21 protein-coding genes are annotated in these 23047 nt (G+C 68.3%); 5 read left to right on the top strand and 16 right to left on the bottom strand.

Annotation, left to right across the window (positions count from 1 at the left end):
- Positions 1-59: 59 nt before the first annotated feature.
- From D3869_RS03425 to D3869_RS03440, 4 genes are all read right to left on the bottom strand, one after another.
- On the bottom strand, positions 60-443 hold the full coding sequence (locus D3869_RS03425; RefSeq protein ID WP_094302970.1) for a GcrA family cell cycle regulator: 384 nt from the start codon (positions 441-443) through the stop codon (positions 60-62).
- A gap of 175 nt (positions 444-618) precedes the next feature.
- On the bottom strand, positions 619-1410 hold the full coding sequence (locus D3869_RS03430; RefSeq protein WP_137138956.1) for an anti-sigma factor family protein: 792 nt from the start codon (positions 1408-1410) through the stop codon (positions 619-621).
- Positions 1410-1976 (bottom strand): RNA polymerase sigma factor, encoded by a 567-nt coding sequence (locus tag D3869_RS03435; RefSeq protein WP_247895706.1) that lies wholly within the window; start codon positions 1974-1976, stop codon positions 1410-1412. Before D3869_RS03435 ends, D3869_RS03430 begins: the two co-directional genes overlap by 1 nt.
- A gap of 78 nt (positions 1977-2054) precedes the next feature.
- On the bottom strand, positions 2055-3500 hold the full coding sequence (locus tag D3869_RS03440) for an NADP-dependent isocitrate dehydrogenase (RefSeq protein ID WP_137138957.1): 1446 nt from the start codon (positions 3498-3500) through the stop codon (positions 2055-2057).
- 250 nt (positions 3501-3750) lie between these two features.
- On the opposite strand from D3869_RS03440, the gene D3869_RS03445 reads away from it, so the two are divergent.
- Positions 3751-4230: a phosphate-starvation-inducible PsiE family protein gene (locus tag D3869_RS03445; RefSeq protein ID WP_014240946.1), complete on the top strand. Its 480-nt coding sequence runs from the start codon at positions 3751-3753 to the stop codon at positions 4228-4230.
- Positions 4231-4246: 16 nt separating this feature from the next.
- Here D3869_RS03445 and D3869_RS03450 read toward each other — a convergent pair whose 3' ends face one another.
- The 4 genes from D3869_RS03450 to D3869_RS03465 form a co-directional block, all read right to left on the bottom strand.
- Complete coding sequence (locus D3869_RS03450) at positions 4247-4567, bottom strand: antibiotic biosynthesis monooxygenase family protein (protein ID WP_137138958.1); 321 nt, start codon at positions 4565-4567, stop codon at positions 4247-4249.
- A gap of 95 nt (positions 4568-4662) precedes the next feature.
- Entirely contained in the window at positions 4663-5367 is a 705-nt protein-coding gene (locus tag D3869_RS03455; protein ID WP_137138959.1) for a hypothetical protein, read from the bottom strand.
- Positions 5368-5507: 140 nt separating this feature from the next.
- Positions 5508-7199 (bottom strand): methyl-accepting chemotaxis protein, encoded by a 1692-nt coding sequence (locus D3869_RS03460; protein ID WP_137138960.1) that lies wholly within the window; start codon positions 7197-7199, stop codon positions 5508-5510.
- A 441-nt stretch (positions 7200-7640) separates the two neighbouring features.
- Positions 7641-8834 (bottom strand): vWA domain-containing protein, encoded by a 1194-nt coding sequence (locus tag D3869_RS03465; RefSeq protein WP_137138961.1) that lies wholly within the window; start codon positions 8832-8834, stop codon positions 7641-7643.
- Between the two features lie 67 nt (positions 8835-8901).
- On the opposite strand from D3869_RS03465, the gene D3869_RS03470 reads away from it, so the two are divergent.
- Positions 8902-9453: an HD domain-containing protein gene (locus tag D3869_RS03470; protein ID WP_137138962.1), complete on the top strand. Its 552-nt coding sequence runs from the start codon at positions 8902-8904 to the stop codon at positions 9451-9453.
- A gap of 108 nt (positions 9454-9561) precedes the next feature.
- On the top strand, positions 9562-11037 hold the full coding sequence (gene ccoG / locus D3869_RS03475) for a cytochrome c oxidase accessory protein CcoG (RefSeq protein WP_137138963.1): 1476 nt from the start codon (positions 9562-9564) through the stop codon (positions 11035-11037).
- Between the two features lie 156 nt (positions 11038-11193).
- On the opposite strand, the gene D3869_RS03480 is transcribed toward ccoG, so the two are convergent.
- The 4 genes from D3869_RS03480 to D3869_RS03495 form a co-directional block, all read right to left on the bottom strand.
- On the bottom strand, positions 11194-11691 hold the full coding sequence (locus tag D3869_RS03480; RefSeq protein WP_137138964.1) for a DUF6803 family protein: 498 nt from the start codon (positions 11689-11691) through the stop codon (positions 11194-11196).
- Positions 11692-11803: 112 nt separating this feature from the next.
- Positions 11804-12154 (bottom strand): hypothetical protein, encoded by a 351-nt coding sequence (locus D3869_RS03485; protein WP_137138965.1) that lies wholly within the window; start codon positions 12152-12154, stop codon positions 11804-11806.
- A 100-nt stretch (positions 12155-12254) separates the two neighbouring features.
- Positions 12255-13220, bottom strand: a complete 966-nt coding sequence (locus D3869_RS03490) for a pyridoxal-phosphate dependent enzyme (protein WP_137138966.1) — start codon at positions 13218-13220, stop codon at positions 12255-12257.
- 355 nt (positions 13221-13575) lie between these two features.
- Positions 13576-14421, bottom strand: coding sequence for an AAA family ATPase (locus D3869_RS03495; RefSeq protein WP_137138967.1), 846 nt, complete (start codon positions 14419-14421; stop codon positions 13576-13578).
- 116 nt (positions 14422-14537) lie between these two features.
- Between D3869_RS03495 and D3869_RS03500 the strand changes: the two genes are divergently transcribed.
- On the top strand, positions 14538-14945 hold the full coding sequence (locus D3869_RS03500; protein ID WP_137138968.1) for a DUF962 domain-containing protein: 408 nt from the start codon (positions 14538-14540) through the stop codon (positions 14943-14945).
- Here the strand turns inward: D3869_RS03500 and alaS are convergent.
- The 3 genes from alaS to recA all read right to left on the bottom strand — a co-directional run bounded on the left by alaS (position 14942) and on the right by recA (position 19696).
- The gene (gene alaS, locus D3869_RS03505) at positions 14942-17611 is read right to left on the bottom strand and encodes an alanine--tRNA ligase (protein WP_137138969.1); all 2670 of its coding nucleotides are present in this window, start codon (positions 17609-17611) and stop codon (positions 14942-14944) included. The two genes, D3869_RS03500 and alaS, sit on opposite strands and share 4 nt — an antisense overlap.
- Positions 17612-17953: 342 nt before the next feature.
- Positions 17954-18337 carry a bleomycin resistance protein gene (locus D3869_RS03510; protein ID WP_137138970.1) on the bottom strand — a complete coding sequence of 128 codons (384 nt, stop codon included), beginning with the start codon at positions 18335-18337 and terminating at the stop codon, positions 17954-17956.
- 279 nt (positions 18338-18616) lie between these two features.
- Complete coding sequence (recA, locus tag D3869_RS03515) at positions 18617-19696, bottom strand: recombinase RecA (RefSeq protein WP_094302986.1); 1080 nt, start codon at positions 19694-19696, stop codon at positions 18617-18619.
- Between the two features lie 268 nt (positions 19697-19964).
- Here recA and D3869_RS03520 point away from each other — a divergent pair, with 268 nt between their 5' ends.
- The gene (locus tag D3869_RS03520) at positions 19965-20468 is read left to right on the top strand and encodes a class I SAM-dependent methyltransferase (protein WP_137138971.1); all 504 of its coding nucleotides are present in this window, start codon (positions 19965-19967) and stop codon (positions 20466-20468) included.
- A 12-nt stretch (positions 20469-20480) separates the two neighbouring features.
- Here the strand turns inward: D3869_RS03520 and D3869_RS03525 are convergent, their stop codons facing one another.
- On the bottom strand, positions 20481-23006 hold the full coding sequence (locus tag D3869_RS03525; RefSeq protein WP_137138972.1) for a hybrid sensor histidine kinase/response regulator: 2526 nt from the start codon (positions 23004-23006) through the stop codon (positions 20481-20483).
- Positions 23007-23047: the final 41 nt, after the last annotated feature.

Below are 23047 nucleotides of genomic sequence, written 5' to 3' on the forward strand. Positions count from 1 at the left end.
AAGAGCGCCCGAAATCCGGAAACCCGGCGGAGAAATCCAGCGGAGAAATCCAGCGGAGTCTAGGCGGCGCCGACGTTGCGGTCGCCGGTGTTGCGATCCTCGTCGCGCTTCTTGCCGGAGGACGCCGGCTGGTAGGCCACCGCCGCGTGCTCGGCGCAGTAAGGCAGGCCGGGCAGCGAGGGCTTGCCGCAGAAATGGAAATCCTGGTGCTTCGGGTCGCCAACCGGCCACTTGCACATGCGCTCGGTCAAAGCGAGGATCGTCGCACCGCGGGTCGGCTTTTTCTTGATCGGCGACGGGCGTCCCGACAAGCCGAGACGGTGCGCCTTCCCGATCACCGCGTTGCGGGTGATGTCGCCCAGGATGTCCGCGATTTCACTCGCGCTCAGCCCCTGGGCCCAGAGGTCCTTAAGCTGCTGAACCCGTTCGTCCGTCCAACTCATCCCCTGTCTCCCGTGGTCCGGTAACCGGTGACTTGGTTAACCAATATACCTTCCGACCAGACGGCCGTTTTCCATAAGGCGCAATATTTTGTGCCCAACGCCGGCCAACCTACCAGATGGCCGGATAGAGGGATAGGGGGCTCGAACAACATTCCTGTGCATAAGTCTGTGGGTGTTATGAGTTCAACGCGCCGTACACCTCCTCGGCTATGGCCGAAAGGGTCACTCGGTCGAGGTCACCCGTCACCGCCCAGGCCAAACCGTTGTCCCGCCAATAGAAAGCCTGGACGTTGCCGTCCCGGGCAAAGCGGAAGGAGGTGTCCGGCGCATCCGAGGACGGCCGGATGTAGAGGGTGATGCGGCGACCGGCCGCATCCTGGTACATGAGTTGGGCCGCCGGCCCCCGCGCGTCGGACAGCAGCCGACCGCCCACCAGATCGTAGCCCTTGTCGGCAAGCCGCGGCGCCCGCAGGGGCTTGCCCAGGCGCTTGGACAGCCAGCCCACGAGATGCGCCTCCTGGTCGGCCCCGACCTCCACGGGATGGCGGACCTCCACCGCGAAGACCCGGTGCGCGGCCACCGCGTCGGCGACGAAGGCCGCCCCGCCGCCGCCCGCGCCGCCCGACCAGCCGCGCAACCACCAGCCCCCCGCCCCGCCGGCGACGAAGACCAGCAGGACCGCCGCCGCGGCCAGCGCCGGAAGCCATCGGCGCGGGCGCGCCGCCGGTCGATCAACCGGCCGGGCGTAGGGCGGCACCAGGGCCGCCGGCAACGGACGATCGATCAGCGGGCCAAAGGTTCCCTGGAGCATCGCCCTCTGGGCGCGGTAGCGGTCGAAGCGGCGGGCCAGATCGGGATTGCCCGCCAGATGGCGCTCGACCTCGCCGCGCCGTTCCTCCGGCAATTCGCCGTCCATCCAGGCGTGCAGGTCGGCCTCGGTCACCGGGGCGTCCGGTTCGGTGTCCATCACTTGATCCTCCTCACCGCCTGCTCCGTCCCGCCGTCCAGCAGGAGGCGCAGCCGTTCCCGGGCGCGGGCCAGCCGCGACATGACGGTTCCCACCGGAACCCCCAGCACATCCGCCGCCTCGCGGTAGGACAGCCCCTCCAGCCCGGTCAGGAGCAGCACGGCCCGGTGCTCCTCCGACAGCTGGTTGAAGGCGCGCACGAAGTCCCGCACCTCCGCCCGGTCGGCGGGGGCGGCGCTGAGCGCCAGATCGTTCGCCAGATCCTCCACCGGCACCTCCGGCCCGCGGCGGCGGCGCCAGCGCAGGCCGGAGACATGCAGGTTGTGCAGGATCGACAGCAACCAGCCGCCGAGCCGGGTGACGTCCCGCAGCGTGTGCCGGTTGGCCAAGGCCTTCTCGATGCAGTCCTGCACGAGGTCGTCGGCGTCGGGCAGGTTGCCGGCCAACGCTGCGGCGTAGCGGCGCAGCCGCGGCACCTGGGCGGCAATGGCCCGCTCGTCCACCGGAGAACCGGCCGTCGGGCCGTTCGCTGGCGGGGGATCGGGAGGCGGCTTTGGCAGAGGCATGCGGCGGCGCTCCCCGTGGAAGGATGTCCTGCCCGTCTGGACGTCCGGCGGAGACGGATTATTCCGCCGCTTCGCGCCTTACGCGGCCGAAAAACCGGACTTGCCGTCGAAGTTGCACAGGTTTTCGGTCTGGGTGAAGTCGAGCCCGGCGCGCGCGAGCCCCGACAGCAGCTCGACGATGTCGGGGTGGCCGACCGCCACGCCCTCCGGCGCCAGGAAGCGGCAGCGCCAATGATCGGTGCAGAAAACGCCGATGTTGCCCTCCGGCCAGACCTTCTGCGAGCGGTTGGAGATGCTGGACAGGCGCAGCGCCGGGGTGGCCACCGGCAGGACCAGGCCGGCCAGCTCGTCCGGGTTGCCGCCCGGCCAATGCAGGAACACGTCCACCCCGACCAGCTCCTTCACCGCCTTGCGGCGGGGGGACAGCCGAACCCCGGATTCATAGGCGGGCCGCGCGGTGACGGCGTAGCCGACGGTGGGCAGGGTCACCGGCATCTGGCCCAGCCGCTCCACCACCGCGTTCGCGAAGGCGTGGGTGCCGACGCGCTGGCGGCTGACCCCGCGGTTGAAGATGTCGACGGTGTGGACGCCGTCCTCGATGGTCTTGAGCCAGGCGTTGTGGATGCGCGCCGCGACGTCGCCCTGCCCGATGTGGACCAGCATCATCACCGCGGCCATCAGCAGGCCCGACGGGTTGGCGATGCCCTGCCCCGCGATCATCGGCGCCGAGCCGTGGATCGCCTCGAACATGGCGCAGGCGTCGCCGATGTTGGCGGAGCCGGCCAGCCCGACCGAGCCGGTGATCTGGGCGGCGATATCCGACACGATGTCGCCGTAGAGGTTCAGCGTCACGATCACGTCGAAGCGCTCCGGCTGGTCGGCCAGACGGGCGGCGCCGATGTCGACGATCAGGTGATCGGCCTTGATCTCCGGGTATTCGGCGGCGATCTCGTTGAAGATCTTCAGGAACAGCCCGTCCGTCATCTTCATGACGTTGTCCTTGACGAAGGCCGTCACCTTGCGCCGGTGGTTGGCGCGGGCGTAGTCGAAGGCGTAGCGCACGATGCGCTCCGACCCCGGCCGGGAGATCAGCTTGACCGACTGGATCACGTCGTCGGTCTGGCGGTGCTCGATCCCGGCGTAGAGGTCCTCCTCGTTCTCGCGGATGATCACCACGTCCATGCGCGGGTGCCGCGTGCGGACGTAGGGATGGTGCGACACGCAGGGCCGCACGTTGGCGAACAGCCCCAGCGTGGTGCGCGCGGTGACGTTCAGCGACTTGTTGCCGTATCCCTGGGGCGTGGTGATCGGCCCCTTGAGGAAGACGCGGGTGCGGCGGATCGACCCCCAGCCGGCAGCGTCCAGACCGCCCAGATGGCCGCGGCGGTAGACCTGCTCCCCCGCCGGCACCTCCTCCACCTTCAGGCGGGCGCCGGCGGCCTCCATCACGTGAAGCACCGCGTCGGTGATTTCCGGACCGATGCCGTCGCCGCGGGCGACCGTGATGGGGGTGGTTTCGCGCATCCATTCACTCCTGGGGAAACCCTCGAAGGAACGAAGCCGGAGGGACCGGAGCGACCCTAGACGAAAGCAGGCCCGCAGTTCAATGGGCGGCGCTTTTTTCCACCTGCAAAGCCGGGACCATTGATGCGGCGACTTGACGCTGAGCTGCAATGCTTGCGTTTTCCCCATGGCGGCAATGGCAAAACGGTGGGGGCGTCCGCCGGGTTGGGCTTCTATCTTCCCGCACCCTTCGACCTTGCGACCCGCCCCGATGCTGCAATCGCTCCCCCGCGCCCCGTCCAACTCGCTTCTCGAACAGGGCTTGATCCGTGCCCTGAAGTCCTTCAACGGGCTGCTGCACGTGGTCCTGGCGATCGCCCTGGTCGCGGCAAGCGCCATGGTGGTCTGGGAGTTCTTCGTGGAGGCCTGGGCGGCCTTCCAGAAGGACCAGCTGGCGCACGGCTTCCTGCACGCGCTCGGCGTGCTGTTCATCGTCTGGACATTGTCCGCGCTGATCTCCGCGGAGGTCGACTATGTGCGGACCAACCGCTTCCACCTGCGGGTCTTCCTGGAGGTGGCGATGATCACGTTGCTGCGGCAGCTGATCGTGCGCCCGGTCCAGGCGGTGGCGGGCGACGTGCAGACCGGCGACTGGTCCAGCCTGTGGCAGTATGGCCTTCTGCTCGCCGGCCTGATCACCGTCGCCATCGCCCATCGCCTGATCGGCGACGAGGACGCGCTGAAGGGTTGACCGCAAGCGCGACGGCTTAGCCCTCGCGCCCCACGGTCTGGATCACCTCGAAGCCTTCGAACTGCGGCGGGCCGAGATAGAGCGGCTTGCGGTCCCCCGCCCCGCGATGGGCGGCGCGGAACTCCTCCGACCGGGTCCAGGCCTGGAAATGCGCCTCCGACTCCCAGACGGTGTGGGAGGAGTAGAGGCGGTGGTCCTCGTAGCGCGGGCCGCGCAGCATGTGGAATTCCACGAAGCCGGGGACCTTGTTCAGATGGACCTCGCGGTTCAGCCAGACCTCCTCAAAGTCCCGCTCCGAGTCCGGACGCACGCGGAAACGGTTCATGGCGATGTACATGGCGGAGCCTCCCGATGCCGTCCCAAGAAAGCTGAATCGTCAAGCTGACCCTCAAGGTGACGGCGGAGGCCCGCCCCGTCAACCGCCCCCGGCCGTCAGATCTCGCCCTTGGCGAGCGCGCTGTGCAGGCGTCCGATGGTGTCTGCCAGGTTGACGCCCAGATCCTTCGCCACCTTGTCCCAAGGCATGGCGGTCCAAGCGCCCTGATCCGCGCACTTCTTGCAGGCGCTCCGGGTTCCCGACCCGATGTTCACTTCCTTGGGTGAGCGGACGGCCACATATTCCTTGTATGCCTCTTCCGCAGGCTCCGCCTTCGACAGCTTGCCTTTCAGGATCTTGTCGTACAGCTCGACATTCTCGAGCGACATCTCCTGCTTCGCGACCTTGTGCAGCAGTTTGAACCAGTAGGGCGATTTGAAATAGCCTTCGATGGTCTTTGGCAGGCCGTCGAACCGTTCCAAATCCGTCACGACGCTGCCGGCGATCTTGTTCAGCGACGCCACCATGTCGGCGCAGGCTTCGGCGTAGACCGCGTCGCCGTCCTGCTTGGCCGCCTTGCCCGCCGCGTCGAGCGTGGGGATGTAGCCGCTTGCCGCGGATTGGAAGGCGCGGGCGTGCTTCTGCGCATCCTGCACGGTCGTGGCGGCGTCGTAGCTCTTCAGCGCGCCCTCCAGGCCGGTCGAGCTGATCTTGCTGAACAGCTTGCCGAAACGGCTCTTGGGGTCGGGCTTCTTCTTGCCCGTCGTCTTCTCGAAGCGGTCCTTCGCCTTCTTCCAGGACGCCAGATAGGATTTCGCCACGGTCAACCCTCCATTCGAACGCGAATGGCCGTGACGATAAAAACGGGATTTCGGTCCGGCAAACGCCGTTCGGTCCGTTCAGGAGGTAATGGTTCGGGGGCCTGCGCCATCGCACGCCCCCGAACCCCGTGCGCGGCCCCTTACGCGGCGCGGATGCCGGCCAGGAAGCGCTCCACCTCCGTCCGCAGGACCTCCGACTGGCGGGACAGTTCGCCGGCGGCGCCCAGCACTTGGGTGGCGGCGGAGCCGGTCTGGGTGGCGCCGTCGCTGACCTCGGTGATGTTGGTGGTCACCAGATGGGTGCCCTGCGCGGCCTGCTGCACGTTGCGGGCGATCTCGCCGGTCGCCGATCCCTGCTCCTCGACCGCCGAGGCGATGATCGTGGCGATCTCGCTGATGGTGCCGATGGTGTCGCCGATCCCGTTGATGGCCGCCGCCGCTCCGCCGGTGGCCTCCTGCATGGAGGCGATCTGGGAGGCGATCTCCTCCGTCGCCTTGGCGGTCTGGTTGGCGAGGTTCTTGACCTCCGACGCCACGACCGCGAAGCCCTTGCCAGCCTCCCCGGCACGCGCCGCCTCGATCGTCGCGTTCAGCGCCAGCAGGTTGGTCTGGCTGGCGATGTCGGTGATCAGCTTCACCACGTCGCCGATCCGCTGCGCCTGCGCGACGAGGCCCTGCACCCGCTCGTTGGTCTGCTGCGCCTCGCCCACCGCGTGGCTGGCGATGTTGGTGGAGCGCGTCACCTGACCGCTGATCTCGTTGATCGACGCGCTCAGCTCGTTGGTCGCCGCGGCGACGGTCTGCACGTTGACCGACGCCTGCTCGGCCGCCGCCGCCGTGCTGGCCGCCTGTCCCTTGGTCTGGTCGGCGGTCGTCAGCATGCTTTGCGCCGTGGCCTCAAGCTCCGTGGCGGCGGAGGCGACGGTGCGCAGGATGCCGGAGACGTTGCGGTCGAAGGACTGCACCAGCTCCTCGACGGCGTGGGTGCGCCGCTCCTTGGCCCGGCGCTCGGCCTCCTCGGCGACCCGCATGCGCTCGCGGTCCACGGCGTTGTCCTTGAAGACCGCCACGGCCTTGGCCATGCCGCCGATCTCGTCGCCACGGCCGAGGCCCGGCACCGTCACCGAGGTGTCGCCAGTCGCCAGACGGGCCATGACGTCGGTGATCCCGGCGATCGGGCGGGAGATGCCGACGCGCGCGACCAGGACGCTCAACGCCAGCGCGCCGAGGCCGCCGCCGATGCCGACGACCATCATGAGCGTCGTCATCAGGCTGTTCACGGCGGTCAACTCGTCATTGGCCTTGTCGATGCCCTGCATGTTGCGTTCGGAGGCCTTCTCGAGGAACTGCCCCAGCTTGCTGCGCAGCGCGCGGGCCTCGGGGGTGTCGCCGTGCGCGCGCGCCTTTTCGGGGCCAGCCTCCATCCCGAGGCGGGCGACCTCGTTGCGGTGCAGGACGAAGGCGCGCGCCGTCTGCTGTGTCTCGCCGAAAGCGGCCTTGCTTTCCGGCGGCAGCAGGGCTTCCAGCTTAACCACGAGCTTTTCCAGCTCGCCGGTGGCGCCGATGATGTTCTTGGCGTAGGGCGTGGCATCCGCCGTCCCATCCGCGGCGTAGATGCCGCGGCTGTCCATGACGACCTTGTAAATCAGGCTGTTGATCTGTTCGTTGATCAGGGCGCGCCGGGACCAGTTCTGAATCTGGTCGAACTTGTCGTCGTAGGCCTGCATTCCAAACGAGCCGACACCACCAATGATAGCGGCCACCACACCCAGGATCGCGACAACGCTGTAGATTTTGCCGCTGATGCTGATGCGCGCAAGAACACCCTCCATTTTCCCTGACCCTCATCGACTGCATGCTGTGAACGGGAAGCCACATGTTCCGTAATGCAATCGTATGCGTTCAAGGCAGAACGATTCTCAGCAATCCTTTGTCCACGAATGTTGCCAGGAAGCCTCAGAAATGACGATCAATGTTTAAAACGAAGGAAAATCGGACCCTGATTGTATCATATAGTAATACAAGTTGGAGTAATGTTCAGATACTTAACTTTACGACTCGGATTCCTTGATCTGCGAAATCCGTAAATTCATTCCGTTTCCTAAGCAAATAGATTCGAGCGCGCAGACACTGACAATCTCTTCTCATCCAGAGATTGATAGTCCATCCTGTTTTAAATTTCCAGCACACATCATCCATTTCGGCACACGCCGATGGATTGAACATCCGTGCCGCTGGGCTGGATTTTGATGGCGCGCGGTTGTTCGGATGCCCTAGCGCACCAGCTCACGCATCGCCGCGTCCAGACCCTGCAATGTCAACGGGTACATGCGCCCGCCCAGTAGCCGCTGCAGCATGCGGGTGCTCTCGGTATAGCCCCAGCGCGATTCCGGCGTGGGGTTGAGCCAGACGGCGCGGCTGTAGACGGAGAGCATCCGCTGCAGCCAGACCTGCCCCGGCTCCTCGTTCCAATGCTCGACGCTGCCGCCGGCATAGACGATCTCGTAGGGGCTCATCGCCGCGTCGCCGACGAAAACCAGCTTGTAGTCGGCGGGATAGGTGTGCAGCACGTCCCAGGTCGGGGTGCGCTCGTCGTGGCGGCGCCTGTTGTCGCGCCACACGCTCTCATAGACGCAGTTGTGGAAGTAGAAGTGCTCCAGATGCTTGAACTCGCCCCGCGCGGCGGAAAACAGCTCCTCGACCAGCCGGATGTGGTCGTCCATCGAACCGCCGATGTCGAGGAACAGCAGCACCTTCACCGTGTTGTGCCGCTCCGGCACCATCTTCAGGTCCAGCCAGCCGGCGTTGCTGGCGGTGGCGCGGATGGTGCCGGGCAGGTCCAACTCGCTGGCCGCCCCGGTGCGGGCGAACTTGCGCAGGCGGCGCAGCGCCACCTTGATGTTGCGGGTGCCGATCTCGACCTGATCGTCCAGGTTCCGGAACTCCCGCTTGTCCCACACCTTCACGGCGCGGCGGTGGCGGGATTCGTTCTGGCCGATGCGCACGCCCTCCGGGTTGTAACCGTAGGCGCCGAAGGGCGAGGTGCCGGCGGTGCCGATCCATTTGGAGCCGCCCTGGTGCCGTCCCTTCTGTTCGGCCAGCCGCTCGGCCAGCGTCTCCATCAGCTTCTCCCAGCCGCCCAGCGCCTGGATTTGCGCCTTCTCCTCCTCGGTCAGGAAGCGTTCGGCCAGCTTGCGCAGCCATTCCTCCGGCAGGTCGACCACGGGAATCTCGTCGCCCCCGGTCCCCTCCGCGCCTTCCAGCCCCTTGAAGACCTGTCCGAACACGCGGTCGAAGCGGTCGAGATTGCGCTCGTCCTTCACCAGACAGGCCCGGCTGAGGTAATAGAAGTCTTCGACGCGGAAGTCGGCGACGCCGCGCTTCATGGCCTCCATGAGCGTCAGGTACTCGTTCAGCGAGACCGGCACGCCCGCCTTGCGCAGTTCGAAGAAGAAACCCGTGAACATGCCGCTTCCCCCCGTGGGGTTTCGTCCCCATCCGCCCTCATCGTAGCGCCGACCCGCCAGGAACGCCATGACAGCCCTTCTCGACTTCGCCCGCGCGTTGGAGTTCGCCGCGCACAAGCACATCGACCAGCGCCGCAAGGGCGTGCGCGCCGAGCCCTACCTCAACCATCTGTCGGAGGTGGCGTTCCTGTGCGCCGAGGCGACGGCGGGCAAGGATCCTGTGGTGGTCATCGCCGCCCTGCTGCACGACACGCTGGAGGACACCGACGCCTCCTATGAAGAGATCGAGCAGCATTTCGGGGCGGAGGTTGCCGGCGTCGTGGCCGAGACCACCGACGACAAGCGCCTGCGCAAGGCGGAGCGCAAGCAGCGGCAGATCGACGCCGCGCCCACGGCGTCGCCCCGCGCCAAGCTGGTCAAGCTGGCCGACAAGGTGTCCAACCTGCGCTCCATGGCGCACAGCCCGCCCGCCGACTGGCCGCTGGAGCGCAAGGTCGAGTATTTCGAATGGGCGCACGCGGTCGTCGCCGGCCTGCGCGGCACCGACGCGCGGCTGGAATCGCTGTTCGACCGCGCCTATGAGGACGGTCTGGCCGAGCTGCGCGGCGAGGCGGTCTAGGCCCATTTTGCCGCCGCGGCGGCCGATTTACCGCAGTGTGACTACATCACGGAAGGCTTATAAAGGAGGGGCTAGGTTGACCGTCGCGTCACAGCAAGGTCGCACGCCATGTCCCTCACCTCCCCCGCCGCCCAACCCCCAGCCTCCCATGATGCCGACCAGCCGCGCGAGCGCTGGTTCGTGCAGCGCCCCAAGGTCTACGCCGCCGACGTCCATGGCCGCTTCCGCCGGCTGAAATGGCTGGCGCTGGCGGTCCTGCTCGGCGTCTACTACGTCACGCCGTGGCTGCGCTGGGAGCGCGGGCCGGGCATTCCCGACCAGGCGGTGCTGGTCGACATGGTGGGCCGGCGCGCCTACTTCTTCTGGATCGAGATCTGGCCGCAGGAGGTCTATTACCTGACCGGCCTGCTCATCATCGGCGCCTTCGGCATCTTCTTCGCCACCACCCTGCTCGGCCGCATCTGGTGCGGCTACGCCTGCCCGCAGACGGTGTGGACCGACCTGTTCATGTGGGTGGAGCGCAAGCTGGAAGGCCCGCGCACCGAGCGCATCCGGCTCGACAAGGCGCCGCTTTCGGCGCGCAAGCTGGGGCTGAAGGCGTCCAAGCACGCCATCTGGCTGGTGATTTCCCTGGTCACCGGCGGCGCCTGGATCTTCTACTTCAACGACGCCCCGACCCTGCTGCGCGAGATCGCGACGGGCGAGGTATCATGGAAGGTCCTGGCCTTCGCCGGGCTGTTCACCGCCACCACCTATTTCTTCGCCGGCTGGGCGCGCGAGCAGATCTGCATCTACGTCTGCCCGTGGCGCAGCTTCCAGGCCGCGATGGTGGACGAGGACACCTACGTCGTCACCTACCAGGACTGGCGCGGCGAAGGGCGCGCGCCGCTGCGCAAGTCGCAGAGCTGGGAGGAGCGGACGGCGGAGGGGCTGGGCGACTGCATCGACTGCAAGCTCTGCGTCCATGTCTGCCCGACCGGCACCGACATCCGCAAGGGGCAGCAAATCTCCTGCATCGGCTGCGGCCTGTGCGTGGACGCCTGCAACGACGTGATGGCCCAGGTCGGGCGCCCCGGCGATCTGATTTTGTTCGACACCCGCTCCAACCAAGTGGCCAAGGCCGATGGTCAGGCCGCCCCGGTGCGGCTGCTGCGCCCGCGCACGGTGATCTACGCGCTCATCATCCTGGTGGTGGCCGGCGCCATGGCGATCTCGCTGGCGCTGCGCCCGACGCTGGACGTCAGCGTGCTGCGCGACCGCGCCCCGCTCTACGTGCAGCAGTCGAACGGCGACGTGCAGAACGCCTACACCATCAAGATCCTCAACAAGACGCACGAGGCGCGGACCTACCGCCTGTCGGTGGAGGGTTTGGCGAACGCCGACCTGTCGGTCGCCAGCGTGGACGCCCAGTCGGGGCGTTCGCTGACTCTGGCCGCGGAGGCGGACTCGGTGGCGACCTACCGCATCTTCGTCCGCGTGCCGCGGGGCGCCGCGACGCCGGGGTCCACCGACGTGACGGTGCTGGCGCGCGACCTGACGAGCGGCGAGATCGGCCGGCACCGCAGCGTGTTCATGGCGCCCTAGGAGCCCCTCTCCCGTCCCGGGAGAGGGTGGCCCGAAGGGCCGGGTGAGGGTCGTGCGAGGATCAGATGCTGATTCTTGGCAGCACCCTCACCCTTCCCGCGCCTTGCGCGGGCCCCTTCCCTCTCCCGGGGCGGGAGAGGGACAGTCCGCATCCGTTCAGTGCATCGTGTGCCCGCCGGCTGCGGCGGCACCGGTGAGCAGCGTCGGGTCCAGCATGCCGAAGATCATGGCGATGTGGGCGACGATCAGGAACAGCCCGACCAGCCCCGCGTGGATCGCCATGCGGCCATGCTCGCCGCGGCCCCGGCCGATCAGCCCGAGGTCCAGCAGCGCGATGCCGCCGAGCGGAACGATGCCGGCGAGGTAGAAGCCCACCGCCAGCACGTCCGCCGGCCCGCGCCAACCACCGGACACGGTCAGCGGAACGACCGCGTTCTGCATCAGATACGCGAAGACACCCGTGAAATAGACGCCGACGGTGATGCCGGCCCAGCGGTTCAGCCGCCGCACCGGGCCGTCATAATCGCGGGTGTAGAGCAGGTACAATTCGCTGATCGCCACCGTCTCGGCCAGGATGACGGGGACCGCCATGAAGATCAGCAGGTTCCAGGGCTGGTTGACGGCCAGCAGTTCCATGTAGTGGGTCATGGTCATGGGATGACTCGCGCGTGTTCGGCGGGCGCGCCGGTGCCTCGATGGACAGGGGTCCGGGCACGGCTTGTGGGCGCGTCCACGGGTCGGGGAAAAGGCGACGGAACGGCGGAAGTCAGGCGCGCGGCGGTGGCAGTGGCGGCGCGTGGGCAGCGGCGGCGGGCTCGGCGTCCGCGCCGGGAAGCAGGGTCGCGAGGCGATGGCCGAAGGGCACGCCGACCCGGGCCGGCAGGCCGGCCAGATCGCAGGCCCCGCTCAGGCAAAGGCACCCGGCGGTGCCGTGCGCGTGGGCCTTCCCCGGAACCGGGCTGTCCGTCGGGTGGTGGATGTCGCCGTCCGCGGCATCCCGCACCGCGGTGGATTCGCAGTGCGGTGCCGGAAGGTCCGGCATGCGCAGGGGTGCGGCACCGCCGAGAAGCCCGGCGGCCAGAACCACAAGCGCGAGGAGGGACACCAGACGAGCCACGGGGTCAACCGGCCTTATGCCTGCGCGGCCACCGCCCTTCCGACGGTGCGCCCGCAGGCCGATCCTGCGTCCCTGACCGGCCCGCGGTCATTGATGCCGATCAAGCGGCGGCGAGCGTCCGCACCAGCGTGTCGGAATCCACGTTGCGGCCGGACAGCACGGCGACGGTCTGCCCCTCCGCCGGCGCCTTCCCAGCCAGAAGCGCCGCCATGGCCGCCGCCCCGGCGCCTTCCGCCACCATGCCGAACGAGCCGTGCAGGGTCCGCATCGCCGCCGCGACCTCCGCCTCTTCCACCTCGACCAGGGCGTCCACGAAGCCGGCCAGCAGGGCCTGCGGCAGCTTGCCCAGCGCGTCCACCGCGATCCCGTCGGCCAGGGTCGGCCCCCGCCGGCGCGCCAGCCGCACCCCGACCACGGTGACGGAGGGCTTGCGCGCCTTCACCGCCGCCGCCATGCCGGCCAGCAGGCCGCCCCCTCCCACCGGCACCACCAGCGTCTCAAGGTCCGGACGGTCGGCCAGCACCTCCAGCCCCACCGTGCCCTGCCCGGCGATCACGTCCGGATCGTCGTAGGGATGCACGAAGGTCAGCCGCCGTTCCGCCGCCAGTTGCAGCGCGCGGGTCTTCGCCTCCCCCACGGTGGCCCCGGACAGCACGACCTCGGCGCCCAGCGCCTCCGTCCGCTCAACCTTGCAGCGCGGCGCGGTGACCGGCATGACGATGGTCGCCGCCACCCCGAGCCGCTGGGCGTGCAGCGCCAGACCGGCGGCGTGGTTGCCCGCCGACATGGCGACGACACCGGCAGCGCGCTCCAGCGCCGTCAGGCGCAGCAGACGGTTCAGCGCGCCGCGCTCCTTGAAGGCGCCGGTCGCCTGGAAGGTCTCCGCCTTCAGCCAGACGTCACGCCCCAGCACCGGCGCGGGCAACAGCGGCGTGCGGACGATCCGCCCGTGCAGACGCTCGGCGGCGTCCTCGATGGCGGAGAGGGGGAGCCAGGACGGCAGACGGTCTTCGGCATCACGGCGGACGGAAACGGAAGGCAGACGGGTGGCGTGCGCGGACGGCATCGCGGGAGTCCTCGGGCGGAGGGAACGAACGGGGGCGGAAAAGGAAGGCGCGAAACCCGGCCCGCGTCAGCGGACCGGGACGATAATTCGCGCGGAGCCCCGCATTCGCTCCGCCGGATGGCGCAACGCACGCGTGAAGGAATGGGTCAGGGGATCGTGATGGACCGGATTGCGGGTTCCGGAAGACCCAGGGCGCACGGACACGCCACACTCCACACCAGATTGCGAAAACGAACGCTCGCGGTCCGGCGCCCTCTGTCAGAGCGCCGGGGCGGTAATTCGCATTCGGTTCAGGTGCGGGGTCGATTGCATGGGTTCAGGCTGCCCCAGAAGGCCGGCCGCGGTCAAGCGCTTCCTAGCGCCCTTCCCGCTTGGCGAGAAAAGCCAGCCGTTCCAGCAGGTGAACGTCCTGCTCGTTCTTCAAAAGCGCACCGCACAGCGGCGGTATCAGGCTGCGGGCGTCCTTGGCGCGCAGGGTCTCGGGGTCCACGTCCTCGACCATCAGCAGCTTGATCCAGTCGAGAAGCTCCGACGTGGAAGGCTTCTTCTTCAGCCCCGGCACCTCGCGCAAGCTGTAGAACAGCGTCATCGCCTCGCGCAGCAGGTCCTGCTTCAGGCCGGGATAATGGACGTCCACGATCCGCTCCATGGTGTCGCGGTCGGGGAAGCGGATGTAATGGAAGAAGCAGCGGCGCAGGAAGGCGTCCGGCAGTTCCTTCTCGTTGTTGGAGGTGATGATGACGAGGGGGCGCCGCGCCGCCTTGACGGTCTGCCGCGTCTCGTAGACGTGGAACTCCATGCGATCGAGTTCGAGCAGCAGGTCGTTGGGAAACTCGATGTCGGCCTTGTCGATCTCGTCGATCAACAGCACGGGGGGCTCGGGCGCCTCGAACGCCTCCCACAGCTTGCCGCGCACGATGTAGTTGCCGATGTCGTGCACCCGCTCCTCACCGAGCTGGCTGTCGCGCAGGCGGCTGACCGCGTCGTACTCGTAGAGGCCCTGCTGCGCCTTTGTGGTGGACTTGATGTGCCAGGCAAGCAGCGGCTTGTTCAGGGCCCGGGCGACCTCCTGGGCCAGCACGGTCTTGCCGGTGCCCGGCTCCCCCTTCACCAGCAGCGGGCGCTCAAGCGTGATGGCCGCGTTGACGGCCACCATCAGATCGTCGGTGGCGACGTAGGAGTCGGTGCCGGTGAAGCGCATGCCAGTCGGTTCCACGGTATCGTTCGTTGACCCGCGCATCCTTCCAGCACGGCGGGCGTCATGCAAGACGGAACCGCCGCGGGCCGCCCGGCGTTCCCCCGCGGAAGGAGTCCGCCATGGCGACCGATCCCAATTTCTGGCCCGATTATCTGGAACAGCACCGCGACCCGACGAACCGGGCGCTGCACGTCGCCGGCACGCTGTCGGCGGCGGCCCTGTTGGGGGTGGGACTGGCCCGCCGCGACTGGCGGGCGCTGGTGGCGGCGCCGCTGGTCGGGTACGGAGCGGCGTGGCTGGGCCATTTCCTGGTGGAGCGCAACCGGCCCAGGACGCTGGACGCGCCGCTGGCCTCGCTGGCCGCAGACATCCGCATGGCCGGGCTGGCCCTGACCGGCCAGTTGGCGCGGGAATACCGGCGCTACGGCATTCCCGACCGCCCCGGCCTCGTGATCCGCCAGCACCCGCCGAGCGCACCCGCTCCGGCTTTGGAGAGGGTAGCGCCGGACGGGACGCGCGGTAGTTAGGAGGCGGCCTTGGCCGCCACGGCCTTCTCGATGGCCTCGACCGCGGCGGGCGCCAGCGCGGCATCCGGACCACCGGCCTGGGCCATGTCCGGACGGCCGCCGCCGCCCTTCCCGCCCAGCGCCTCCGCACCGACGCGCACCAGATCGACGGCGCTGAGCTTGGCCGTCAGATCCTCGGTGACGCCGACGACGATGGACGCCTTGCCCTCGTTCGACGCGATCAGAACGACGACGCCGGAACCGACCTGCTTCTTCAGCTCGTCGGCCATCGGCTTCAGGTCCTTGGCCGGCAGACCCTCGACCACGCGGGCGGCGAACTTGACACCCGCGATGTCCTTGGCCTCGTTGCCGCCCTCGGCCTTGGCGCCACCGCCCATAGCGACCTGACGGCGGAGTTCGGCCAGCTCGCGCTCCATCTTCTTGCGCTCGTCGACCAGCGCGGCGAGGCGCGACGGGACGTCTTCCGGACGGACCTTCAGCACGGACGCCGCCTCGGTCAGCAGATGGTCGCGTTCCGACAGCCATGCCTTGGCGCCGGTGCCGGTCAGCGCCTCGATGCGGCGCACACCCGCGGCGACGGCGCCCTCGGCGACGATCTTGAACAGGCCGATGTCGCCGGTGCGGCGGACGTGCGTGCCGCCGCACAGCTCGATCGAGTAGTCGCGGTCCAGCTCACCGTGCGGGCCGCCCATGGAGACGACGCGCACCTCGTCGCCGTACTTCTCGCCGAACAGGGCCATGGCGCCGGAAGCGCGGGCCTCGTCCGGGGACATCAGGCGGGTGACGACCTCGCTGTTGCCGAGGATGCGGCGGTTCACCTCGTCCTCGACCGCGGCGATGTCCGCCGGGGTCAGGCCGGTCGGCTGGCTGATGTCGAAGCGCAGGCGCTCCTGGGCGACCAGCGAGCCCTTCTGGGTGACATGCTCGCCCAGGCGGCGGCGCAGCGCCTCGTGCAGCAGGTGGGTGGCCGAGTGGTTGGCGCGGATGGCCGAGCGGCGCTCCGTGTCCACGCGCAGCTCCACCACGTCGCCGACCTTCAGCGTGCCCTTGGTGACCGTGCCGACATGGGCCCAGACGGCGCCCAGCTTCTTCTGGGTGTCGGAGACGGCGACCTCGGTGCCCTCGGCGGAGAAGATCACGCCGGCGTCGCCGACCTGACCGCCCGACTCGCCGTAGAAGGGCGTCTGGTTGACGATGACCATCACCTCGTCCCCGACGGCGGCCTGCTCGACGCGGGCGTCGCCCTTGACGATGGCGGTCACCTTGCCCTCGGCGACCTCGGTGTCGTAGCCGAAGAACTCCGTGGCGCCCAGCTCGTCCTTCAGCTCGTACCACAGCTTCTCGGTCGTCGCTTCGCCCGAGCCGGCCCAGGATTCGCGGGCCTTGCGGCGCTGCTCGTCCATGGCGGCCTTGAAGCCGCTCTCATCGACCGGACGGCCCTGGGTGCGCAGCACGTCCTGGGTCAGGTCGAGCGGGAAGCCGTAGGTGTCGTACAGCTTGAACGCCACGTCGCCGGGCAGCGGCTGCCCTTCGCCCAGGCGGCCGACCTCGTCCTCCAGCAGGCGCAGGCCGCGCTCCAGCGTCTGCTTGAAGCGGGTCTCCTCCAGCTTCAGCGTCTCGACGATCAGGGCGCGGGCGCGGTTCAGCTCCGGATAGGCATCGCCCATCTGCTGGATCAGCGCCGGGACGAGGCGGTGCATCAGCGGCTCGCGGGCGCCGATCATGTGGGCGTGGCGCATGGCGCGGCGCATGATGCGACGCAGCACATAGCCGCGGCCCTCGTTCGACGGCAGCACGCCGTCGGCGATCAGGAAGCAGCAGGAGCGCAGATGGTCGGCGATGACCCGGTGCGAGACGGCGTGCGCGCCGTCCGGCGCGGTCTTCGTCGCCTCGGCGGAGGCCACGATCAGCGCCCGCATCAGGTCGATGTCGTAATTGTCGTGCTTGCCCTGGAGCACGGCGGCCAGACGCTCCAGCCCCATGCCGGTGTCGATCGACGGCTTCGGCAGGGCGATCAGGTCGTCGGGACCGCGCTGCTCATACTGCATGAACACGAGGTTCCAGATCTCGATGAAGCGGTCGCCGTCCTGGTCGGGCGAACCCGGAGGACCGCCGGCGATGTGCGGACCATGGTCGAAGAAGATCTCCGAGCAGGGGCCGCAGGGGCCGGTGTCGCCCATGCGCCAGAAATTGTCGTCGGTCGGGATGCGGATGATGCGGTCGTCCGACAGGCCGGCGACCTTGCGCCAGATGCCCGCCGCGTCCTCGTCGGAGCTGTGGACGGTGACCAGCAGCTTGTCCGCCGGCAGCCCGAACTCCTTCGTCACGAGATTCCAGGCGAAGGCGATCGCGTCGTCCTTGAAGTAGTCGCCGAACGAGAAGTTGCCCAGCATCTCGAAGAAGGTGTGGTGCCGCGCCGTGTAGCCGACATTGTCCAGGTCGTTGTGCTTGCCGCCCGCGCGCACGCACTTCTGCGAGGTGGTCGCCCGTGAATAGGGCCGCTGCTCCGCCCCGGTGAAGACGTTCTTGAACTGCACCATGCCGGCGTTCGTGAACATCAGCGTCGGGTCGTTGCGCGGAACCAGCGGCGACGACTCCACGATCTGGTGGCCGTTCTTCGCGAAAAAGTCCAGGAACGTGCGGCGGATGTCGTTGGCGGTCTTCATAAGCTGTCCAGGCTCCGGCTACGGTCGGCTACAATCGGCGGCGCGGCCTTGTTCTGCGGCCGAACCGTGCTTTTAACGTGACTTGCGGTGGCTGTCCACAGAGTGCCCGTCACTGGAACGAAAGCGCGTGAGGATGGCGAGAAGCGCGTGGCCCGACCTCGCTCCATCAGGCGTTGGAGAAGAAGCAGGGCATGTCCGGATCGAGAAAGCTCGGCGGATCGCTGCGTCCGAGCGCATAGTCAGGCCAAGCGTCGGCGAGTGCGTGCTCGCACGCCCGTCTCAATTTGCATGCTGGTTCAGAAACGGACCTCGATGGAAGGAACTGGCAGACCGGCCGCGACCTTATCTGGAATTCGGAGTTATGGGCGCGCCGATCCGCAGCAGATTGCCGTCCGGATCGATATGGGCAAACTCGCGCAGGCCATAGGGCGTGTCGGCCGGGGCGGTCAGACGACCATCGACTTTGGCGGCCTGCCACGCCGCATGCAACGCGTCAGCGTCGTTGACGTAGAGATAGCAGGCTGTGGTTGAGCGTGCTGGCTCCAGGTCGGGAACCAGCGTCAAGTGAAGACTCACGTCGCCCCAGACAAGAAAACCATAAATGGGGTCCTCATCCGTATCGTTGTAGGCGGACGCCTCGAAGCCAAGACGCCGGTAATGGGCGAGCGCTGCGCGGACGTCCCGGACCGGCAAAATCGGCGTTACCCGTTCGAACTGCACAGCCATGATGCCGTCATCCCCGTTCGCCAACCGTGGCGCATGATGCAGGAGAGGCGCGGCGAAGCACAAGCCTGAGGGGTCCGACCTCAGCGAGGCTTGGAAACGGAAGAATGCGCCGTGCTGTTTGCTCGCGCCCCGTTTGCTCTCCAACCACGAAATACAAACAGCCGACCGAAGGGCGCCGCCGCCGGAATGACGCATGAAAAAGGCGCCACCCTGTGGAGTGGCGCCCTTTCCCTGGATGGCTTCGTCAGGGACCTCCATCCACGAGGTCGCATCCCCGGATCACTCCGGCGTGGCGGCGTCCCCGTCGGTTTCCGGGGTGCCCATCATCGCGTCGGCGACAAGGCCGGCGTTGCCGCGGATCTTCGCCTCGATGGCGTCGGCCGTGGCCGGGTTGTTGCGCAAGTAGTTCTTGGCGTTCTCGCGGCCCTGGCCGATGCGGGTGCCGTCGTAGCTGAACCACGCGCCTGACTTCTCCACCACGCCGGCCTGGATTCCGAGGTCGAGAAGCTCGCCCACCTTCGACACGCCCTCGCCGTACATGATGTCGAACTCGACCACGCGGAACGGCGGGGCCATCTTGTTCTTCACCACCTTCACGCGGGTCTGGTTGCCCACCACCGTCTCGCGGTCCTTGATCGCGCCGATGCGGCGGATGTCCAGACGGACGGAGGCGTAGAACTTCAGCGCGTTGCCGCCGGTCGTCGTCTCCGGGTTGCCGAACATCACGCCGATCTTCAGGCGGATCTGGTTGATGAAGATCACCAGGCAGTTCGACTTGGCGATGGAGCCGGTCAGCTTGCGCAGCGCCTGGCTCATCAGGCGGGCGTGCAGGCCGACGTGGCTGTCGCCCATCTCGCCTTCCAGCTCGGCGCGCGGCACCAGGGCGGCCACCGAGTCGACCACCAGCACGTCGACGGCGCCGGAGCGCACCAGCGTGTCGGCGATCTCCAACGCCTGCTCGCCGGCGTCGGGCTGGGAGATCAGCAGCTCATCCACGTTCACGCCCAGCTTGCGGGCGTAGGACGGGTCCAGGGCGTGCTCCGCGTCCACGAAGGCGCAGGTGCCGCCGCCCTTCTGGGCCTGGGCGATGGCGTGCAGCGCCAGCGTCGTCTTGCCCGAGCTTTCCGGTCCGTAGATCTCGATGATGCGGCCGCGCGGCAGGCCGCCGATGCCCAGCGCGATGTCGAGGCCGAGCGAGCCGGTGGAAACCACCTCCGTCTCGACCGTGTTCTCGCGGGCGCCGAGCTTCATGATCGAGCCCTTGCCAAAGGCGCGCTCGATCTGCGCCAGAGCGGCATCCAGGGCCTTCTGCTTATCCATGGAATCCTTCTCGACCAAACGAAGCTGTGCGGACGACATGCCCGTCTCCCCTTGTTAGATCACATCCGCGGCCCCAGGGCCAACGATCTCACCAACGGTCATTCGGTGAGAGGGAATGTACCAGCTTTGTTCTCCTGCGCAAAGCTCTAAGTTCCGCGAATGTTCTCATCGCAAGTTAGGAACGATCCGGCGCTGTGCAATGACCATTCGCCTCTGGCGCCATGACCGTCCGGAAGCGATGCAACGGAATTCCAACTGCGGCGTTCATGAGGAGATGCTCCGCCAACGACACCCCGAAAAGCCACACATGACGACCGCCCACTCCACGCTCGACCGGATGATCGACCGCCTCACCACCCAGCGCGTCGCGCTCGGCTGGGCCGCCGGCTGCGTCGCTGGGACCCCCGGCCTGGTGATGGAAATCGGTCTGGGAAAGGGCCGCACCTACGACCATCTGCGCCACCTGTTCCCGCCGCGCGACATCCTGGTGTTCGATATGTGGGCGCGTGTTCCCGCGTCCCTGCGCCCGGACGAGGACCGGCTGCTCCTGGGTGACTTCCGCGACACGCTGCCGGCCGCGGCGGAGCGCTTCCACGGCGCGGTGCGGCTGGCCCACGCCGACATCGGCAGCGCGCGGGAGGACGCGGAGGACGGCATCCGCCAGTGGATCGGCGGGTTGATCGAACCCTTCCTGGCGCCGGGCGCCCTCGTCCTGTCGGACCGCCCGATCGGCGCCGGGCGTCGCGGGTGGGAGGCTCTCGACGTGCCGGGAACGGACCGCTGGGCCTATCACGGCTGGCGCGTCGGATAAGGCCCCGCCCCGTCACTTCCCGTCGCGGATGACCTCCTTCACCTTGGAGGCGAGCTGCTTCAGGGAGAAGGGCTTGGGCAGGAAGTGGGCGACCTCGACCCCGTCGATCTCGCCCAGCCGATCCTCGGCGTAGCCGGAGATGAAGATCACCCGCATGTCCGGGCGCATTTGCCGGACATGGCGGGCCAGGGTCGGTCCGTCCATCTGCGGCATCACCACGTCGGTGATCAGCAGGTCGATGCGGCTGCCGTCCGTGCCGATCTGCTGCAACGCCGCCTCGCCGTTCTTGGCCTCCAGCACCTGATAGCCCTTGTTGCGCAGCGCGCGGGCGGAGAAGACGCGCACGGCGTCCTCGTCCTCGACCAGCATGATGGTGCCGGAACCGGTCAGGTCGCTGCCGCGCCGTTCCCGCGGCTCGCCCTGGTCGGGACGGGCCTCGCCCTTGTGGCGGGGCAGCAGGATGGTGAAGGTCGTCCCCTCCCCCTTCTCCGATTCGACCAGCACGAAGCCGCCGGTCTGGCGGACGATGCCGTAGACGGTGGACAAGCCCAGCCCGGTGCCAGACCCCACGCCCTTGGTGGTGAAGAAGGGCTCGAAGATGCGCTGGAGATTCTCCCTGGGGATGCCGCAGCCGGTGTCGATCACCTCGATGGACACATACTCGCCGGCCGGTATCGTCTCGTGCTCACGGCGCTGCGCCAGCTCGACCACATGGTTGGAGGTGACGATGGTCAGCCGCCCGCCCCCGGCCATGGCGTCGCGCGCGTTGACCACGAGGTTGATGATGACCTGCTCCAGCTGGTTCTGGTCGACCTTGACGTAGCCGATGTCCCGGCCGTGGAGCATCTTCAGCTCGATGTTCTCGCCGATCAGCCGGCGCATCAGGTTGCCAAGCTCGGCCAAGACGTCGGTCACGCTCAGGATGCGCGGCTGAAGCGTCTGCTGGCGCGAGAAGGCCAGAAGCTGCCGCACGAGGTTGGCCGCGCGGTTGGCGTTCTGCTTGATCTGCATGATGTCGCTGAAGGACTGGTCGCCCGGCTTGTGGCGCAGCAGCAGCAGATCGCAGAAGCCGATCATCGCGGTCAGCAGGTTGTTGAAGTCGTGGGCGACGCCGCCGGCCAGCTGGCCGACCGCCTGCATCTTCTGCGACTGGGCGAACTGGGCCTCCAGCCCCTTGCGCTCGGTCATGTCGATGAAATGCAGGATCAGCCCCGCCGCCCCTTCCGGCCCCACCCCTCCGAGCCGCCGCGCGTAGAGCTGGGCCACCAGCTCGCGCCCGCCGGTCAGCCGCACCTCCAGCGGGGCGGCGGGGTTGGCGCCGCCTTGCACGGCGGTCAGCCGCTCGGTCACCATGGCGCGCTCCGCCGGGACGATCAGGTCGGCCATGCCCCGCCCGAGGACGTTGCCGGCCTCGCTGCCGATCAGCGCCAGGAAGGCCTGGTTGCATTCGGCCAGCCGCCCGCCCTCGTCCACCAGCGCGATGCCGATGGGCGCGTCCTCGAAAAAGCGCTGGAAGCGCTGCTCGGACAGGCGCAGGGCCTCCTGCCACTCGCGCTCCGGCGTCAGGTCGCGCACGACCGAGCGGGTGTGGGAAATCCGCCCGTCCTCGCCCCTCACCACGCTCTGCGCGACATAGGCCTGGAAGCGGCGTCCCTGGAGCCCGTGCATGGCGATCTCGCCACGCTGCTCCAGCCCCCCACCCTCCAGGAGGTCGTAGGGAGCGGAGGCGGCGGGCGGGTGGGCCAGCACGTCGTGCAGGCGGCGGCCGCCCTCGACCAGCTCCTCCGGCGCGCAGCCCAGCCACTTCGCCAGGGTCGCGTTGACGAACTGGAAATGCCCGTCCTGGTCCACCGAGAAGAAGCCGATCGGCGCGTGGTCCATGAAATCGACGAGCTGGGTCTGCTCGCGCCGCGTCACCTGCTCCAGCTCGCGCCGCGCGGTGATGTCCTCGACGCGCCACATCACCGCCCCGGCGTGCCCGTCGATGGGCTGGCCCTGGATGCGGCGCCATTCGGCGGCACGGCCCTGCTGGCGGACCGCCAGCTCGATGGAGCCGGAATAGCCGCCCTTCACGCGCTCGCACAGGCGTCGGAAGGCGTCGGCGCTGTCCGCATCGTCGGCGAACTGGCGTTCGAGCGCACGCAGCGGCGGCTCGCCCTCGCTCCAGCCGGTCAGCGAACGGAAGGTGCTGTTGACGAAGACCACATGCCCGGCCCCGTCGCAGACGAGCTGGCCGGACGGAAGCCCCTCCAGCGCGCTTCCCAGCAGCGCGCCGACGCGGGCCGCCCGCCGGCGCGCGCGGACCATGCGGAGCGCCAGGGCCAGGGCCCCGGTCCCCGCGGCGGTCAGACCGGCCCAGGCCAGCGGGTCGCGGTCCAGGATCACCCCGGTTCCCGCCGCCACCAGCCCGGCCACGAGAAGCACCGCGAGCACCCCGGTGGCGACGGCGCCGCCGGGCCGTTCCGCCACCCCCGCGGCACCATCGCTGCGGTGGCCGGCGGGAGCGCTGTCGGCAAAGGAAGAGGTCGTGTCGTCCACCGGAACTCCAGGTCAGCCGTTCGCCGCAAGGAAAGGTCCGG

It is taken from the genome of Azospirillum brasilense (genome assembly GCF_005222205.1).
Taxonomy (GTDB): Bacteria; Pseudomonadota; Alphaproteobacteria; order Azospirillales; family Azospirillaceae; genus Azospirillum; species Azospirillum brasilense_G.